Here is an 18,377-nt window from a genome sequence, read left to right on the forward strand (position 1 = left end):
ACGCCGGTCATGACGGCGCAGCCTACCAGGGCGGCGTTCTGCAGGGGCACGCCGGGCTCGATCCTGACGGCGTTGTCCACGTGCAGGGTGGCGTATTCGGCCATCACGCCGCAGGCGCCAAACACATTGAGGTCGTTGCCCTCACTGTCGGTGGTACGAACGGTGCCGTCTGGCAGGGTGAACATGGCTTTGCCGGCATTGTCGCAGAGCACCGGTCGGCCGCGGACGCACTGGCGGCATTTGCCGCACATTGAGATGAAGGAGCTGACCACATGGTCGCCTTCCTGGAACCCGGTAACGCCCTCGCCGACTTCGATCACCACTCCGGCGGCCTCGTGACCGAGCACCAGGGGCGGCGGGTACTGGATCTTGCCGGTGGCGGCAGAGAGGTCGCTGTGGCAGACGCCGCAGGCGGCCACCTTGATGGTGATTTCATTGCGTTTGGGGGCGGCGACCCGGATGGTTTCCACCGTCAGGGGCTGGCCCCATTCCCGGCAGACGACGGCCTTGGCTTCACGCGTCATGGTGTGCTTGCTCCTGTTTATTCTTGGTTTTGACTGCCGTCCTCGGAGTAGAGCAACGGTCGGACCACCCTCCGAAAACACGCCGTAAACCCCCGCGAGCGGGTCCGGCCTGCAATCACAGATTGCAGTCGTTCGGCTGCGCATGAAGCTCCGCTTCATAAACGCTTGCCTCACCCATGGGGGCTCGGAGTTGCCATCCCTGGCAACACACGGTTTTCGGAGGGTGGTCCGACCGCTGCTCCGCGGGCAGGCAGTTTGCGATCGAAAAATCCCTAAAAACTGTCCTCTGAAATCTCCAGGGTGGTGGTATCCGCCGTGCGCAACAGGCCCGCCAGGGCGTTCACCCGCGGCAGTTCGTAGCGGCAGAAGTAGTCGCAGGCCTTGAGTTTGCCATCATAAAAGGCTGGCGTCCGGGGGCCATGGCCATTGAGGCCGGCCTGGGCGACCAGGGCCTGGCGCAGCCAGAGCCAGCCAACCACCAGATGGCCAAAGGCCTCAAGATACAGCGAGGCATTGGCCAGTGCACGTTCGGTCTCGCCGGCCCGGCGAATCCGGTTGATGGCTTCGGTGGCCTCAACCAGGCTCTCCAGGGCCTCGGACAGACGAGCGGCGTTGTCCGCCAGCGGTGGCACTCGCTCGGCTTCGTCGACGGTGCGGCGAATGCGGTCGACCAGGATCTGGTAGTGTTCGCCGTTGTCCAGGCCCACCTTTCGCCCCAGCAGGTCCAGGCCCTGGATGCCGTGGGTGCCTTCGTGGATGGGGTTGAGGCGGTTGTCCCGGTAGAACTGCTCGACCGGGTACTCCCGGGTGTAGCCGTAGCCGCCGTAGACCTGGATCGCCAGGCTGTTGGCTTCCAGGCAGAACTGGGCCGGCCAGGACTTGATCACCGGGGTCAGCAGATCCAGCAGGCCGGCGGCCTCGGCGCGGGCTTCGGGGGTTTCGGCGAATTTCTTTTCGTCCACCAATATGGCGCCCTGCAGGCACAATGACAGGCCGCCTTCCACGTAGGCTTTCTAAATCAGCAGCATGCGGCGGATGTCGGCGTGGCGGATCAGCGGGACCATCGGTGAGTTCGGGTCTTTCTCCCCCACCGGGCGGCCCTGGCGCCGTTCCCGGGCGTATTCCAGGCTGTGCAGGTAGCCGGTGTAGCCCAGCATCACGGCGCCCAGGCCGACACCGATGCGGGCCTCGTTCATCATGTGGAACATGGCCGCCAGGCCCCGGTTGGGCTCACCTACCAGATAGCCAACGGCGCCGTCTTTCTCGCCGAAGTTGAGCATGGTGGAGGTGGTGCCGCGGTAGCCCATCTTGTGGATCAGGCCCGCCAGGGCGACATCGTTGCGCTGGCCGAGGCTGCCGTCGTCGTTGACCAGGATCTTGGGCACCAGGAACAGGGAGATGCCCTTCACCCCCGCCGGCGCGTCCGGCAGCCGCGCCAGCACCATGTGGACGATGTTCTCACTGAGCTCGTGATCGCCGCCGGAGATGTAGATCTTGTTGCCGAACAGGCGGTAGCTGCCATCGGCCTGGGGTTCGGCGCGGGTGCGCAGGTCTCCCAGGGAGGAGCCGGCCTGGGGCTCGGTCAGGCACATGGTGCCGAAGAAGCGCCCGGCCAGCATGGGGGCGGCATAGCCTTCCTTCTGTGCCTCGCTGCCGTGGGCCAGGATCAGGTTGGCGGCGGCGATGGTGAGGCCGGCGTAGCCCTGGGTACCGACGTTGGCACCCTTGAGCAGGCCCACACACATCTGGGCCACCGGCGCCGGCAGCTGCATGCCGCCACGGTCGTAGTCCTGGCTGGCGGCCATGAGGCCGGTGTCTCGCAGTACATCCAGGGCTTTCTTGACCTCGGGCCGCATGGTGACCCGGCCGTTCTCGAACCTGGGCTCTTCCTCATCCACCAGGCGGGCGTGGGGAGCGAACTCCTCCACAGCCACTTTCAGCGCCAAATCCAGCGCCGCCTGCAGGGTCTCCCGGCTGTGGTCAGCATAGCGCTGGAAGCGCAACAGATCGTCCACCTTGTGCAGCTCGAATAGCTGGAAGGCCAGGTCGCTGGTGTTGATGATATTCTGCTGCACGCTGCCTCCGGATCAGACCACTTCGAACAGGCCGGCGGCGCCCTGGCCGCCGCCGATGCACATGGTGACCACCACGTACCTGGCGCCCCGGCGCTTGCCTTCGATCAGGGCATGGCCGGTGAGGCGGGAGCCGGTGACACCGTAGGGGTGGCCGATGGAGATGGAGCCGCCGTTGACGTTGAGCTTTTCCATGGGGATGCCCAGCCTGTCACGGCAGTAGACCACCTGGGAGGCGAAGGCTTCGTTCAGTTCCCACAGGTCGATGTCGTCCATCTTCAGGCCGGTACGCTCCAGCAGGCGCGGGATGGCGTAGACCGGGCCGATGCCCATTTCGTCCGGCTCGCAGCCGGCGACGGCGAAGCCGCGGAAGATGCCCATGGGTTCGATGTTGTTCTTCTCGGCGTAGGTGCTGTCCATTACCAGGCAGACGGAGGCGCCGTCGGACAGCTGACTGGCGTTGCCGGCGGTGATGAACTGCTCGGGCCCGCGCACCGGTTCCAGGCCGGCCAGGCCTTCCAGGGTGGTGTTGGGGCGGTTGCACTCGTCTTTGGTGAGGGTGACCTCTTTTTCGGTCACTTCGCCGGTTTCCTTGTTCTTGACCTTCATGACGGTGTCGATGGGCACGATCTCGTCGTCGAAGTAGCCAGCCTCCTGGGCCTTGGCGGTGCGCTGCTGGGACACCAGCGCGTACTCATCCTGGGCTTCCCGGCTGATGTTGTAGCGTTTGGCGACGATGTCGGCGGTTTCGATCATCGAGAGGTAGAGTTCCGGCTTGTTCTTCATCAGCCAGTCGTTGGTGGCGTGGAAGGCGTTCATCTTGTCATTCTGCACCAGTGAGATGGACTCGACGCCGCCTGCCACCATGGCCGGAACCTTCTCCGACAGCACCCGCTGGGCGGCCAGGGAGATGGCCTGCAGGCCGGAGCTGCAGAAGCGGTTGATGGACATGCCGGCGGTGGTCACCGGCAGGCCGGCGCGGATGGCTGCCAGGCGGGCCATGTTGCGGCCCTGGGCGCCTTCCTGGAAGCTGGCGCCGAGGATGACGTCCTCCACCACGGCCGGGTCGATGCCGGCGCGCTCAACTACGTGGTGAATCACGTGGCCGGCCAGGTCGATGCTGTGGGTGTTGTTGAGGGCGCCCCGGTAGGACTTGCCAAGACCGGTACGGGCGGTGGAAACAATGACTGCGTCAGACATGGGAATGTCCTCCGTGGCAATGGGTTTGGCACCCGCTGAGTGCAAACGGCCGGGCCCGCCGGTGTGGCCGCGGGCCCATCGTCAGGGATTGTGAAACGCCTGGCTTACAGGTCGCTGAAGCCCTTGCCTTCGCTCACCAGGCGCTCGAGCAGCTCGGACGGGCGCCACTGGTCGCCGCCGACGGTGTTGTGGAAGTTGCGGACCGCGTCCAGGATCTTGTCCAGGCCCACCTGCTCGGCCCAGAACATGGGGCCGCCGCGGTAGGCCGGGAAGCCGTAGCCATAGATCCAGACCACGTCGATGTCCGAGGACCGGTAAGCGATGCCCTCTTCCAGGATCTTGGCGCCTTCGTTGATCATCACGTACATGCAGCGCTCGAGGATCTCGTCATCGCTGATGGAGCGGGGCCGGATGCCCTGTTCCTGGCGGAACTCCTCGATCAGCCGGTCCACTTCCGGATCCGGCACCGGCTTGCGGCTGCCGTCCTCGTATTTGTAGACGCCGGCCTGGGTCTTCTGGCCCAGGCGGCCCTGCTCGGCGAGCTTGTCCATCCAGCTGGGGGGAATGTCTTCGCCAGCCTTGCGGCGTTCCTGGCGGATGCGGTAACCCACATCGATACCGGCCAGGTCGGACATGGCGAACTGGCCCATGGGGAAGCCCAGGCCGGTGAGCACCTTGTCCACCTGCTGGGGACTGGCGCCCTCGTTGACCAGGGCGGTGGCCTCAGCGCCGCGGCGATGCAGCATGCGGTTGCCGACGAAGCCGTAGCAGTTGCCCACCATGACACCCACCTTCCTGATGCGCTTGGCGACATTCATCACCGTGGCCTTGACCTCATCGGAGGTCTTGGCGCCGCGCACATTCTCCAGCAGTTTCATAACGTTGGCAGGGCTGAAGAAGTGCATGCCCACCACGTCTTCGGGGCGGCTGGTCGCGGCGGCGATCTCATCGATGTCCAGGGTGGAGGTATTGGAGGCCAGGATGGCGCCGGTTTTGCAGACCTTGTCCAGCTGGCCGAAGATCTGCTTCTTGATGCCCATGTCCTCGAACACCGCCTCGATCACCAGGTCCACGTCGCTGAAGTCGTCATAGCTCAGGGTCGGGCGGATCAGCGCCATGCGCTCCTCCACCTGGGCCTGGGTCAGCCGGCCTTTTTTCGCGCTGTTCTCGTAGTTGCGACGGATCACGGCCAGGCCCTTGTCGAGGGCGTCCTGCTTTTGCTCCAGCAGAAACACCGGGATGCCAACGTTGGCGAAGTTCATGGCGATGCCGCCGCCCATGGTACCGGCGCCGATGATGCCGACGCTGTCAACGTTGCGGACTGGCGTATCACGGGAGAGATCCGGAATCTTCGCGGCTTCACGCTCGGCAAAGAAGGCATGGATCAGGCCCGCCCGCTGGGGCGATTCCATGCATTCCTGGAACAGCTGGCGTTCACGCTTCATGCCCTCGTCGAAATCCAGTTCGGTGGCGGCCTGAACCGCATCGACACACTTGAAGGGCGCGAACAGGCCGGGGGATTTCTTCTTGAGGGCGTCGCGAAATTCCTCGAACACCGCGCTGCCTTTATCGGCCTGCACCTTGTTACTCAGATCCCGAACCCGGCGCGCCGGTTTGCCCTGGGCCACCACATCACCGGCAAAGACCATGCCGACGGCGCCGATGTCGTCGTCCTCGCGGACCTCGTCCAGAATGCCGGCGGCCTTGGCGTCGTAGGCGGAGATGAACTCACCGGTGGTGATCATCTCCAGCGCCTTGCGGGCGCCGGTCAGCCGCGGCAGCCGCTGGGTGCCGCCGGCGCCGGGCAGCAGGCCCAGCTTGACCTCCGGCAGGCCCACCTTGGCGGACTTGACGGCAACCCGGTAATGGCAGGCCAGGGCCACTTCCAGACCGCCGCCCAGGGCGGTGCCGTGAATGGCGGCCACCACGGGTTTCTCGCTGTTTTCGATGGCGTCCATCACCTCCACCAGCCCCGGCTCCTGCATGGGCTTGCCGAACTCACGGATGTCAGCGCCGGCGATAAAAGTACGGCCCTCACACACCAGCAGGAGCGCCTTGGCTTCGGCATCAGCCTGACCCTGCCTGAGAGCTTCCAAGAGGCCGGCCCGGACGGCGTGGCTGAGCGCATTCACAGGCGGATAGTGGACGGTGATGACACCGATAGCGCCTTCCCGGTTATAGCTGACGACCTCGGACATAACTCCTCCCATAGAAAACGGATGGTGTTCGGTTAAAACGGACTCCCGATAAATCATGGAATCTAGTTTTATTAAGCGAAACATGATAACGATTTAAACCAAATTCGGCTCAAGTTTCAACACTGATCTGACCGTCGGCACCAGGGAACAGCATGGCGTAGGCTTGCCCCGGCAGGCAACCACCGGGCGGCGGCCATAAAAAAACCGCAGGAGCGGGGCGCCTGCGGTTTTTTTGGCCTGGAAAGCCGGCGGGAATCAGACGCCGAGGGATTCGATATCGCTGCCCAGCATGGCCAGCTGGTGGGCGATGGATTCCCGCAGCTTCTCACCGGAAATCAGATAGGAAGGTGCGGCACAGGTCAGCGCCATGATGGTGCCATCCTGCAGGCGTACCGGCACGCCGGCGGAATTGATATTCCGGTCCCACTCACCGAGGGACAAACAGAAGCCATGCTTGCGGAAGTCTTCCATGGCCCGCTCCAGGCCTTCCTTCTTTTCCGGCCAGGCCTCCGGCCCGTACTTTTCCGCCATCGCCTGCATCAGGATGGTCCGGCCATCCTCGCTGATGGCCGAGCAGTAGGCGCGGCCGGCGGAGGTGGTGGCCATGGGCAGCTTGAGGCCGATCTCCATGCGCAGCAGCGACGCCTCCGGCGGCAGCCGGTTCTCGACATAGATCATGTGCAGGCGGTCGCGGCAGGTCAGGCCCACGGACATGTTGGTGCGGCGGGCAAACTCGTCCATGTAGGGCTTGGCCAGCTGGCGCACCTTGAGGTTGGACACATAGGCGTAACCCAGGGCCAGCACGCCGGAGCTGAGCTGGTACTTCTCAAGCACCGGGTTATAGCTGAGGTAGCCCAGCTTGGTCAGGGTATAGGTCATGCGGGAGATGGTGGGCTTGGGCAGGCCGGTGATGCGGGCGATGTCCTGGTTGCCCAGGATCACCGAACCCTGGCTGAAAGCGCGCAGCACGTCCAGCCCGCGGGACAGCGCCTCCACGAACTTGCGGTCTTTTTCCGGCTTGCCCGGATTGGCGCTGCCCGGCCCTTCGGATGCCATATCCAGATCCGGCATTAAATCCTGGTTGTCAGTCATGAGGCCTCTAATTCCTCCGCGGCTTTGGCTGGTGACCGCCATTCGCTACGGTAATGCATGTAATGAAGGTGGAATGACGATATTTTAATCTGTGAAACAGACCAATGCCAGACAAACCAAACAAAATCTGTGCCAAAGATGAAACACTCTTTCTTTTTGTTTCACATTAATTCCGTCAGGATGACAAAAGCCCCGGCATTTGATAGTTTTTTTCGGTAATTAATTTTGACAGGCGGAACAACTGCGGTCAATTTGACTCAGGACTTTCACTTACCTCAGGCCCGAAAGGACCCTAGCATGAAGATACTGTTCGTTGCCGGCGACCCCAAACCCGAACGCTGGACCCAGCCGCTGCAGGCGTTGCTGCCAGAGGCGGAAATCCATGTCTGGGATCCTCAAGGCCCTGCCGTGGGCGCCGATTATGCCATTGTCTGGCAGCCCCCGGCAGAGCTGTTCGAGCGGGAGACCGGACTGAAGGCGGTCTTCAACCTGGGCGCCGGCATTGACGGCCTGCTCAAGGTACCCAATCTGCCCCGGGGCATTCCGGTCGTGCGTCTGGAGGACGCCGGCATGTCGGTTCAGATGGCGGAGTACGTTGCCCACCAGCTGATCGAGGCCAGCCGGGACATGGCTGTGTACCGGGCCCAGCAACGTGACAACCAATGGAAGATCCACCGCCCCATCAAGCGCCGGGAATGGCCGGTGGGCATCATGGGCCTGGGCCACATCGGCAAGCGGGTGGCGCGACTGCTGACGGCACTGGATTATCCGGTCAGCGGCTGGGCCCGCAGTCAACACCGGATCGAGGACGTGACCACCTACAGCGGCGACGCTGGCTTCGAGGAATTCCTGGCCGGCACACGGGTGCTGGTGAACACCCTGCCCCTGACCGAGGCCACCCGCGGCATCCTCAATCACAGTACCTTTGCCCGTCTCCAGCCGGAAGCCATGCTGATCAACGTCGGCCGGGGCGAGCACCTGGTGGAGGCGGATCTGCTGGCGGCCCTGGACGAGGGCCTCCTGACCCGGGCCTCGCTGGACGTTTTCAGCCGGGAGCCCCTGCCGGATGACCACCCGTTCTGGCAGCGCAAGGACATCACCATCACCCCCCACATCTCCGCCCGGACGCTTCGGGATGCGACCCTGGAGCAGATCACCGGCAAGATCCGCCGCCTTGCCGCCGGCGAGGAGATCAGCGGCATCATCGACATCGACCGCGGCTACTGACCGGCGCCCCTCACTCCCAGAGCCACAACAGGATGAGCATCAACGGCAGGGTGCTGAGGGCGAACAGGCCGTTCCAGCCAAAGGCCACCAGCCAGCGGGACAGCTGGCCGAACCGCGCCAGCAGCATCACCGAGGGCCCGAACGGCGACAGCATCATGGCCATGGAAAAACCGATCACCAGCGCCACCGCCACCAGCAGCGGTGGCAGGCCGGTGGCCGTGAGCTGGGACAGCAGGCCGGCCAGGAAACTCAGCACCGTGATGGGGGCGATGCCCACCGCCGCCAGCAGCGGCAGGCTGACCATCGCACCGACCGCCAGGCCACAGATGCCGGCCTGGTCGGCCAGCAGCCCGGCAATCAGCGCCGGTGGCACCTGCAGAGCCAGCGTCACGCCAAGGGCCGCCGACGCGGCGAAGATGCAGATCTCGTTGCGCAATGCCTGGGTGTTGTCCACCACTTCCGCCAGCATCCGCGCCGGCGCCCGGTCCAGCCACAGCATATAAAGACAGGTCACCACCGGCACCGACACCATGGCGGCGCGGGAAACGTTGAGCGGGGTCAGGCTCACCAGTGCCGCCATCAGGCCGAACACTCCCGCGATCACTACCAGCAGGCGCAGACTGCCGCCGGGCAGGCGTTCGAGCCGAGTGCGCTCGGCGCTGATCTGGCGAAAGCGGCGATACTCCAGCACCCAGCCCACCAGCACGAACACCGCCGCCGCACTGGCGCTGTAGGGCAGCAACTGTGCCCAGCTCAGCTCCGGAACCTCCCGGGTGATGATGGCAACGGCAACGCTGGTGGGGGCAATCAGGGGCACCAGGGCAAACCCCCGCAGGGTGCTGCTGAGCACACTTCTGAGCCACCGCAGACGGGTGGCGCCGGTGATGCCCCGTTCGCTGAGGGTCTCGGACAGCGCGCCGCAGAGCAGGTTCATCATCCCGAAATTGAGCACCGAGGCCACCCCGAAGCTGGTGAGGGCATACTTGGGATAGAGCCAAAGTGGCGGGCCGCCAAGCAGCAGGTCGTGGATTCGGCGCAACACCTCGAAGCGGCGCACCAGACACTGCATCATGCCAAGGCTGGCCAGGAAGGTGCCGTAGAAGGCCGCGGCGGTGGCGGCCGCAGCCAGGTCGGCGGCCCCAAGACGGCCGCTGCCACCGAGCAGCGCCAGGGTCGCCAGGGTCACCATGGCCAGGTAGCGGGCATAACCCGCCAGCTGCAGCAGGGTGAGGACGAAGTAGCCCAGCATAGCAGCCCCGGCAACCACGCTGAGCCGGTCCAGCCCGGCCACCAGGGCCAGCAGCTCGGTCACGACCGCAAAGGGCAACAGGTAGTGAATCATCAGCGGCAGACAACTCGCGTTACGGCATGAATGGGAGGCCAACCCTGAACCGGCGGATGGCTTGCAATTGGTCGGCGTGCGGATTAATCTTTCGACAAGCCATATACAAAACTTAATTCCGCTTATCGAAACTATATTAACGTTTCTGACAAGGCAAGCCTGATTTCCCCCGCGCCGGAATCGATCCGGTCGGGCGAGTACCTGCCTTTATCTACAGGAGATGCCATGAGCGCATACATCTATGACGGCCTGCGAACCCCGTTCGGGCGCCACGCCGGCTGTCTTGCCAGGGTGCGCCCCGACGATCTGCTGGCCGGCGTTATCCGCGCCCTGGTGGAGCGCAATGCCTTTGATCCCCTTGCCTATGAGGATGTGATCGCAGGCTGCACCAACCAGGCCGGTGAAGACGCCCGCAACCTGGCGCGCCATGCCAGCCTGCTGGCCGGACTGCCAATGGAGACCGGCGGCATCACCGTCAATCGCCTGTGCGGCTCCGGCCTGGCGGCTGTGATCGACGCCGCCCGCGCGGTCCGCTGTGGCGAAGGCGCCCTGTTTGTTGCCGGCGGCGCCGAGAGCATGAGCCGGGCGCCCTTTGTCATGGCCAAGAGCGAAACCCCCTTCAGCCGGGATTTCCGGGCCTTCGACAGCACCATCGGCGCCCGCTTCCCCAATCCGCTGATCGAGAAGCAGTTCGGCGCCGACACCATGCCGGAGACCGCCGACAATATCGCCCGGGAGCTGGGCCTGACGCGGGAAGCGGTGGACCGGTTCGCCGCCCAGAGCCAGGCCCGCTACGACGCCGCCCTGAAGGACGGCTTCTATAATGAAGAGATCCAGGCGGTGAGTGTCTACCAGGGCCGCAAGAAACCCACCCTGGTGGTGGACCAGGACGAACACCCGCGGCCACAGTCCGACCTGGAGGCCCTGGCTGGCCTGAAGCCGCTGTTCGAGGGCGGCGTGGTTACCGCCGGCAACGCCTCGGGTATCAACGACGGCGCCGCGGCGCTGATCGTCGGCTCGCTGGCGGCGGGGGAAAACGCCGGCATCCGGCCCCGTGCCCGCATCGTATCCGCTGCCGTGGCCGGGGTCGATCCCCGCACCATGGGGTACGGTCCGGTACCCGCCAGCGAGAAGGCGCTGGCCCGAGCCGGCCTCAGCCTCAAGGACATGGACGTGATCGAGATCAACGAGGCCTTTGCCGCACAGGTGCTCGGCTGCACCACACGATTGGGTCTCGACGCCGGTGATTCCCGGCTGAATCCCAACGGCGGCGCCATCGCCGTGGGCCACCCGCTGGGAGCCTCCGGCGCCCGCATCGCCCTGACTGCGACCCGGCAGCTGGAGCGCAGCGGCGGCCGTTATGCGCTGATCAGTATGTGCATTGGTGTGGGCCAGGGCATTGCCGCGGTTCTGGAGCGCTATACCGACTAACCCGCCGTTGGCCACGCCAGGCCCGACGGCTCCGGCGGCACCCATGGGGTGTCGCCCCCATGAGAAATCAGGAGACAAACATGGCTTCCGCACCCTGGGATGACCTGCTGCAATTCGACAAGCAACTGGACGAAACCGAACGCCAGGTCCGTGACAGCATCCGCTCGTTCTGTGACCAGCGCCTGATGCCCGGCATCCTCCAGGCCAACCGCCACGAGAAGTTCGACCGCAACATCTTCAACGAGATGGGCGAGCTCGGCATGCTCGGCGCCACCCTGCCGGAGGAATACGGCGGCCCGGGCCTCAACCACGTCTGCTACGGCCTGATCGCCCGGGAAGTGGAGCGGGTGGATTCGGCCTACCGCTCCGCCCTGAGCGTACAGTCCTCGCTGGTGATGTATCCGATCCATACCTATGGTCAGGAAGCCCTGAAACAGCGCATCCTGCCCAAGCTGGCCTCCGGCGAGCTGGTGGGCTGCTTCGGCCTCACCGAGCCCAACCACGGTTCCGACCCCGGCGGTATGGAGACCCGCGCCAAGCGGGTGGAGGGCGGTTACCTGGTGAGTGGTTCCAAGACCTGGATCACCAACTCCCCCATTGCCGATGTCTGCGTGGTCTGGGGCAAGCTTGACGGCAAGGTTACCGGCTTCGTGCTGGAGCGCGGCGCCAAGGGCCTGGACACCCCCAAGATCGAAGGCAAGTTCTCGCTGCGGGCGTCCGAGACCGGCTCCATCTTCATGGATGAGGTCTTCGTGCCGGAAGAGAACAAGCTGGAAGTCGAAGGCCTCAAGGGCCCGCTGAGCTGCCTCACCAAGGCCCGCTACGGCATTAGCTGGGGGTCGCTGGGCGCCGCCGAGTTCTGCTGGCACGCGGCCCGCAACTACACCCTTGAGCGCAAGCAGTTCGGCAAGCCGCTGGCCGCCAACCAGCTGATCCAGAAGAAGCTGGTGGACATGCAGACCGAGATCACCCTGGGCCTGCAGGCTGTCCTGCAGCTGGGCCGCATGATGGACGACGGCACCGCCACCCCGGATGCGGTCTCCCTGCTCAAGCGCAACAACTGCGGCAAGGCCCTGGACATTGCCCGGGTCTCCCGTGACATGCACGGCGGCAACGGCATTGCCGACGAGTACCACGTCATCCGGCACGTGATGAACCTGGAGGCGGTCAACACCTACGAGGGCACCCACGATGTCCACGCCCTGATCCTGGGCCGTGGCCAGACCGGTATCCAGGCCTTCAGCTGATTGCCGACAGGCGGCAGATCAGGCAGGGCTCAGGCCCTGCCTTTTTTGTGGCCGAAAAAAAGCCCCGAAGCAGGCGTCTTCGAGGCAAAAAGGGGTAAACCACACCTGAGTCATGGGGCGCCGGCCTCCGGCTCCCGCTCTCAAAAGAGCCGCGGATCAGAACCTCAGACGGGCCGAGGCGATCACCTGCTCGTACTGCTCGCTGCTGTCCGACCCGATGCGATCGAAGTCCCAGTAGGCGTACTCCAGGCCCAGGTCCAGTTTCTTGTGGGGCGACCAGATCAGGTTGGCGTGCACCGAGGCGGACTTGTCGAAGTAGCTCAGGGTTCCTGCTGGCGGATTGGCCAGGTCGTCGACAATCTCGGTCTGGGACAGGCTCAGGTTACTGCGCCACTGGGGGCTCCAGAAATGCCGGTAGGCGATGGTGGCACCGTAGGTCTTGAGCGGCTCCACCTCACCGGCCGCCAGGGCGCCCAGATCCAGGTCCGGATAGGTGAACAGGCCCAGGTAGCGGCCCAGCGTGCCGTAGCTGTACTGCAGCCGGAGGTCGTCCCGGCCAAAGGTGGGAATTCGCGCACTCAGTGACACCGCGCCGGTGACGTCGGTCTTGTCCGCGGCATCGTCCTCGATGCTGCGTACCATGCCGGCCACCGAGTAGATCCCGAGCTTGCTGCGCAGCTGGTAGCGCGCGGTCAGGTCCGGGTAGGACTGATCGTCATAGGAGGTGGACCCGAAACCGTCTTCCGGGTTCTCCAGCGCCACCATCAGCTTGCCGCCCGGCGACGCCATGTTGTAGCGGAGCATGGGTTGGACGCTGTAGATAAAGGCCGCCTGCTTGCCCTGGTCAAGGATCTCGGGCATGGCCGCCAGGTCGGAGAAGGTGGTGTAGGTCTGACCGAAATCCCAGCTGTTCCAGGAGCCATAGGCCTGACGCAGACGCGGATTGTAGCTGTTGGAGACCACCTCGTTGCCCGGCGCGTCGATGCCGCCCTGGAAGTCCATCTCAAGATAGGTGGTCAGGGTGGAGCCGGCCACATCCGGGGTCTTGGTACCGAGACTGAAGCGGCTCTCCCTGGCGGTGAAGCCGGTTTTCCAGTCGCCTGTATCGGTGGCGGCGGCGCTGGCGAAGGTTCGGGGCAGACCGACGGAATAGCTGTTGCGGGTGCCGTTGCCGTCGGAGCCGAAGATGGCGTCCGCCTTGATGAAACCGGCGATGGTGATGGTGGTGTTACCGATTTTGAAGCCGTTGCCATCCTGCAGCAGGTAGAGGTTCTTGGCATCGTATTCCGGGGCTTCGATACGCTCACTGACCTGTTTTTCGAGTCGCTCCACCTGCTTTTTCAGGGCCTCCAGTTCGCTTTCCTGAGCCAGGGCGGCGCCGGAGCCCACGGTCAGGGTGACCAGGGCGATGGATCGGGTAAGTGTGTTTTTATTGAACGATCGGGTTGTTTTTCTCATTGCGGACCTCGTCTCGTGCTTGTTGATTTTGTTGTGTCTCAAAAGCCGGGGCATGATCGTCTGCCGAATATCTATTTTTATTGAACCTTGTTCCGCTGTGCGATACTTGTATGATTTATTGTTTCGCAAAGCAATACCGGCTTTCGTATCACCGAATATAGACAAAGCAAAATCGGACAACAACCTTTTAAAACCAAATTCTGCGGAATGACGTATCAGTAAGTACTTATTTGGTCTGTGCTGCAATTGACAGGTCCAGGTTGATCATTCAAGATAAAGATATTCTGCTATGCGGTATTACTTTTCGCTAAGAACAACCGAGAGGTCGATCGATGAATATTAGCTACACCGCTGACGAGCTCGCCTTCCGGGACGAGGTCCGGGCCTTTCTGGAGTCCAAACTGCCCGAGGACATCGCGGAGAAGGTCAAGCACTACCGGCGCCTGAGCAAGGAAGACCACCAGCGCTGGCAGCGCATCCTCAGCGAGCAGGGCTGGTACGCCACGCACTGGCCGGAGGAGTACGGCGGGGTCAAGTGGACCCCGGTGCAGAAGCACATCTGGGACGAGGAGTCCTGCCGCTACGGGGTGCCACGCTCGATTCCGTTCGGCGTCAACATGGTGGCCCCGGTGATCATCAAGTTCGGCACCGAGGAGCAGAAACAGCACTACCTGCCCCGCATCCTCAGCGGCGAGGACTGGTGGTGCCAGGGCTATTCCGAACCGGGCGCAGGCTCCGACCTGGCCTCCCTGAAGACCCGGGCCGTGCGCGAAGGCGACCATTACATCGTCAACGGCCAGAAGACCTGGACCACCCTGGGCCAGCATGCCAACAAGATCTTCTGCCTGGTCCGCACCAACACCGAGGTCAAGCCCCAGGAAGGCATCTCCTTCCTGCTGATGGACATGGATACACCGGGCATCAGCGTGCGTCCGATCATCACCCTGGATGGTGAGCACGAGGTCAACGAGGTCTTCTTCGAGGACGTCAAGGTGCCGGTGGAGAACCTGGTGGGAGAGGAGAACAAGGGCTGGACCTATGCCAAGTACCTGCTCACCTACGAGCGTACCGGCCTGGCCGGCATTGGCCTGTCCAAGGCGGCGCTGGCACACCTGAAGAGCCTGGCCGGGCGGCGCCTGAAGAACGGCCGGCCGCTGATCGAGGATCCGACCTTCAGCCGGCGCATCGCCCAGGTGGACATCGACCTGATGGCGGCGGCCATCAGCAACCTGCGCATCATCGCCTCGGTGGAAGGCGGCGGCGTACCCGGTGCCGAGAGTTCCATGCTCAAGGTCCGCGGCACGGAGATCCGCCAGACCATCAACGACCTGGCGCGCCGGGCCATCGGCCCCTACGCGCTGCCATTCGTGGAGGAGGAGATGCACTACGGATTCGAGGGCGAGTACCTGTCCGATGAGGACGCTGCTCCACTGGCGCCCCAGTACTTCAACAACCGCAAGCTGTCGATCTTCGGCGGGTCCAATGAGATCCAGAAGAACATCGTATCCAAAATGATTCTCGGACTATAAGGAGGCGATCATGGATTTCAGACTCAACGAAGAGCAACAGATGCTGCAGGACACTGTGGCCCGCCTGGTCCGTGGTGAATACAGCTTTGAGAAACGCCTGGAGTTCAGCGAGACCGAGCTGGGCTTCAGCGAGGACTTCTGGAACCATCTGGCTGAGCTGGGCATCACCGCGGTGCCCTTCCCCGAGGAACTGGGTGGCTTTGGCGGCACCGGCATCGAGGTGCGCTCGGTGATGACCGAACTCGGCCGCGGGCTCTGCCTGGAGCCCTATATCCAGTCGGTGATCCTGGGCGGCGGTCTGATCAGCCAGGCGGGCAGTGACCAGCAGAAGCAGCAGTGGCTGGAAGGCGTGGCGTCCGGCCAGCTCAAGGTCGCCGTTGGCCTGCAGGAGCCCCAGAGTTTCTACAACCTGGACGACGTGGAAACCCGCGCCGAAAAATCCGCTGATGGCTACACCCTCAACGGCCGCAAGGCGGTGGTCATTGGCGGCCACTGCGCCGACCTGCTGATCGTATCCGCCCGCAGCAGCGGCGACAGCCGTGACAGCGACGGCCTGAGCCTGTTTGCCATCAACCCGGATGCCAAGGGCGTGGAAAAGCGCAGCTATCCCACCATCGACGGGGCCAAGGCCTGCGACCTCTTCCTCAATGACGTCAAGGTGGGCGCCGACGCCCTGCTGGGCGCCGAGGGCCAGGCCGGCGACATCATCGAATACCAGGTCGGCCGGGCCATTTCGGCGCTCTGTGCCGAGGCGGTCGGGTGCATGGAGGAAGCCAACGAGCTCACCCTGGACTACCTCAAGCAGCGCAAGCAGTTTGGCGTGCCCATCGGCAAGTTCCAGGTCCTCCAGCACCGCATGGTCGACATGATGTCGGAGCTTGAGCAGGCCCGTTCCATGTCGATCCTGGCCGCCAGCGTGGCGGACCAGGACCAGAGTCTGGAGCGCCGCCGTGTACTGGCCGCCGCCAAGAACGTGATCGGCCGTGCCGGCCAGTTCATTTCCGAGAACGGCATCCAGTCCCACGGCGGTATCGGCATGACCTGGGAATACAGCTTCGCCCACTACGCCAAGCGCCTGATCATGATCAACCACCAGCTGGGGGATGACGACCATCACCTGGAGCGCTTCGCTGCCCTGTTGCAGGCCAGCTGAGCGGGTTTTCGAGGCGGCCTCCGGGCCGTCTTTTTTATTGGGGAGAGACCAAGATGACCAACAGCAACGACAGCCAGGACCTGCGCAAGGCCGAGTGACAGGTGCCGGAAAATAATGAAATCAAGTTTCTCTCATTTAAACCTAGATTCTGACATCGATAAGAAGGCTACTGTCATGAACGAGATTTCATTGGGCGATCTGGCCCGCCATCAGGGCGAGTTCATCGGTCACAGCCCCTGGAAGACCATCAGCCAGGACATGATCCAGGCCTTCGCCGATGCCACCGGAGACCATCAGTGGATCCACGTGGACGTGGAGCGGGCCCGGGTCGAATCGCCATGGCGCAGCCCGGTGGCCCATGGTTTCCTCACCGTATCGCTGATTCCGTTGCTGAACCAGGATGTGATCCGGGTGACCGGCACGGCCGCCAGCATCAACTACGGCCTCAACAAGCTGCGCTTTCCCGCCGCCGTCAAGGCCGGCGCCCGCATCCGCACCCGGGTGACCCTGCAGGAAGTCACCGAGCTGGACCCGCAGCGGGTTCTGGCCGCCTACCAGACCACGGTGGAGATCGAGGGCGAGGACAAGCCCGCCTGTGTGGCCGAAAACCTGGTGATGTACGTGCAGAACTGAGGCAAGAGGACAGAGTCCGGGGGCAGAAGAAAGCTTTCTTCTGACCCCTTTTTGCGTTTACTGACCTTCGATCTCCTTCTGCACGATCTTGCCGTCTTCCACCACCGCCAGGGTGGTCTCGGTGACAAAGCCCCCCGTCTCGGTGACTTCGCGCACCTCGTAGGGGTTCTTGCTGGCGTCCATCTGCGCCAGCGCCTCGCTGATGGCACCGCGAATGGCGCGGGCATCGGTCTTGCCGGACCGCTGCATGGCTTCCACCACTGCGTGCAGGGCCAGGTAGTTGTAGGCGGCCTCTGAGCCGGGCATCTTGTTGTACTGGGCCTGGTAGCGCTTGATGAAGTCCTGCGCCGCTTCGGTCTCGTACACGGACAGCGGAACCACGCCAATCGCGCCTTCCAGCATCTCCAGGCCACCAGCGACCTGGGCCATCTCGTCGATCTTGGCCTGGTCCATCACGATGAAACCGCCCTGGTAACCCAGCTGGCGGGCCTGCTGCGCCACCAGGCCGGTGGGCTCGGAAGCGCCGCCGATGAATATCACGTCCGGGCGCTCCGCCAGGATCCGGCTGACACCGGTGTAGAAGTCCGCGGACTTGTTGTAGTCCATGGGGTTGTCAGCCACGATGGTGCCGCCCCTGGCGACCCACTCCTTCTTGATCATGGCCGCCCAGATCTTGGCGTACTCGTGGGTGGCGCCGCCCATGCCGAGGGTATCGCCCTGGTGCTTGAGAGCGTAGTCGGTGAAGGCCTTCACATAGCCGTCGAAGGTGGGCGGGATGCGGATGGTGAGCTCGTTGCCCTTCTCGGTGACCGTGGGCACGCTGGTGTAGGCCATCACCAGGAAATCGTCTTTCTCGTTGAAGTCCTGAAGCGCGAATACGCCTCCGGAGTGGGGCACGAACACCGCCGGCACGCCGGATTCCTGCACCAGGCGCTTGGCGTTGGTGGCAGCCTGAGCCGGGGAATAGCGGTCGTCCAGCGCCACCAGGTTGAGGGTATGGTTCTCGCCGGCCACCTCGAAACCACCGGCGGCGTTGATCTCGTCCACCGCCATGCGCAGGCCGGACAGGGTGTTCTCCCCATAGAGGGCGGCGCCTCCGCTGAGCGGGCCGGTGAAGCCGATGTTGATCTCCTCGGCGACCGCCGAGGTGGACAGGCCAAGTCCCAGTGTCGCCACCGCGACAGCGCGGCCAAGTCTCTTTGCTATTTTCATTGTCTGCTCCCTGGTTGTTCGCTTGTCATGTGAACCGTTTGTTGTTGGAACCGGCAGCG

Annotated in this window: 13 protein-coding genes and 1 pseudogene; 6 read left to right on the forward strand and 8 right to left on the reverse strand. The window is 63.8% G+C overall.

All coding sequences use genetic code 11. The annotated features are described in order from the left end of the window. From R3280_RS04835 to R3280_RS04860, 5 genes and pseudogenes are all read right to left on the reverse strand, one after another. On the reverse strand, window positions 1–524 hold a 524-nt coding region (locus tag R3280_RS04835), incomplete at its 3' end, for an alcohol dehydrogenase catalytic domain-containing protein (protein ID WP_318997450.1). Between the two features lie 272 nt (window positions 525–796). Then, window positions 797–2,599 (reverse strand): annotated as a pseudogene (locus tag R3280_RS16895) (acyl-CoA dehydrogenase). Window positions 2,600–2,611: 12 nt separating this feature from the next. Next, entirely contained in the window at window positions 2,612–3,796 is a 1,185-nt protein-coding gene (locus R3280_RS04850) for an acetyl-CoA C-acyltransferase (RefSeq protein ID WP_318997453.1), read from the reverse strand. 104 nt (window positions 3,797–3,900) lie between these two features. Further along, entirely contained in the window at window positions 3,901–5,994 is a 2,094-nt protein-coding gene (locus R3280_RS04855) for a 3-hydroxyacyl-CoA dehydrogenase NAD-binding domain-containing protein (RefSeq protein ID WP_318997454.1), read from the reverse strand. Window positions 5,995–6,249: 255 nt separating this feature from the next. After that, on the reverse strand, window positions 6,250–7,050 hold the full coding sequence (locus tag R3280_RS04860; protein ID WP_318997497.1) for an IclR family transcriptional regulator: 801 nt from the start codon (window positions 7,048–7,050) through the stop codon (window positions 6,250–6,252). A 333-nt stretch (window positions 7,051–7,383) separates the two neighbouring features. Here R3280_RS04860 and R3280_RS04865 point away from each other — a divergent pair, with 333 nt between their 5' ends. Further along, the gene (locus R3280_RS04865) at window positions 7,384–8,313 is read left to right on the forward strand and encodes a glyoxylate/hydroxypyruvate reductase A (RefSeq protein ID WP_318997455.1); all 930 of its coding nucleotides are present in this window, start codon (window positions 7,384–7,386) and stop codon (window positions 8,311–8,313) included. 10 nt (window positions 8,314–8,323) lie between these two features. Here R3280_RS04865 and R3280_RS04870 read toward each other — a convergent pair whose 3' ends face one another. Then, window positions 8,324–9,655: a hypothetical protein gene (locus tag R3280_RS04870; protein ID WP_318997456.1), complete on the reverse strand. Its 1,332-nt coding sequence runs from the start codon at window positions 9,653–9,655 to the stop codon at window positions 8,324–8,326. 225 nt (window positions 9,656–9,880) lie between these two features. Here R3280_RS04870 and R3280_RS04875 point away from each other — a divergent pair, with 225 nt between their 5' ends. Together R3280_RS04875 and R3280_RS04880 are read left to right on the forward strand one after the other, a co-directional pair. Further along, window positions 9,881–11,086: a 3-oxoadipyl-CoA thiolase gene (locus tag R3280_RS04875; protein ID WP_318997457.1), complete on the forward strand. Its 1,206-nt coding sequence runs from the start codon at window positions 9,881–9,883 to the stop codon at window positions 11,084–11,086. Window positions 11,087–11,166: 80 nt separating this feature from the next. Continuing rightward, a complete protein-coding gene (locus R3280_RS04880) occupies window positions 11,167–12,333 on the forward strand; it encodes an acyl-CoA dehydrogenase (protein WP_318997458.1) in 1,167 nt (388 codons plus the stop codon). Between the two features lie 156 nt (window positions 12,334–12,489). Here the strand turns inward: R3280_RS04880 and R3280_RS04885 are convergent, their stop codons facing one another. Beyond that, window positions 12,490–13,791 carry a DcaP family trimeric outer membrane transporter gene (locus tag R3280_RS04885; RefSeq protein ID WP_318997459.1) on the reverse strand — a complete coding sequence of 434 codons (1,302 nt, stop codon included), beginning with the start codon at window positions 13,789–13,791 and terminating at the stop codon, window positions 12,490–12,492. A 332-nt stretch (window positions 13,792–14,123) separates the two neighbouring features. Between R3280_RS04885 and R3280_RS04890 the strand changes: the two genes are divergently transcribed. From R3280_RS04890 to R3280_RS04900, 3 genes are all read left to right on the forward strand, one after another. Then, window positions 14,124–15,320 (forward strand): acyl-CoA dehydrogenase family protein, encoded by a 1,197-nt coding sequence (locus R3280_RS04890; RefSeq protein ID WP_318997460.1) that lies wholly within the window; start codon window positions 14,124–14,126, stop codon window positions 15,318–15,320. A gap of 10 nt (window positions 15,321–15,330) precedes the next feature. Then, window positions 15,331–16,473 (forward strand): acyl-CoA dehydrogenase, encoded by a 1,143-nt coding sequence (locus R3280_RS04895; RefSeq protein ID WP_318997461.1) that lies wholly within the window; start codon window positions 15,331–15,333, stop codon window positions 16,471–16,473. Between the two features lie 174 nt (window positions 16,474–16,647). Further along, window positions 16,648–17,106 (forward strand): MaoC family dehydratase, encoded by a 459-nt coding sequence (locus tag R3280_RS04900; protein ID WP_318997462.1) that lies wholly within the window; start codon window positions 16,648–16,650, stop codon window positions 17,104–17,106. A 57-nt stretch (window positions 17,107–17,163) separates the two neighbouring features. Here R3280_RS04900 and R3280_RS04905 read toward each other — a convergent pair whose 3' ends face one another. Continuing rightward, window positions 17,164–18,318: an ABC transporter substrate-binding protein gene (locus tag R3280_RS04905; RefSeq protein WP_318997463.1), complete on the reverse strand. Its 1,155-nt coding sequence runs from the start codon at window positions 18,316–18,318 to the stop codon at window positions 17,164–17,166. Window positions 18,319–18,377: the final 59 nt, after the last annotated feature.

The sequence above is a fragment of the Marinobacter sp. genome (genome assembly GCF_033722195.1).
GTDB lineage: Bacteria > Pseudomonadota > Gammaproteobacteria > Pseudomonadales > Oleiphilaceae > Marinobacter.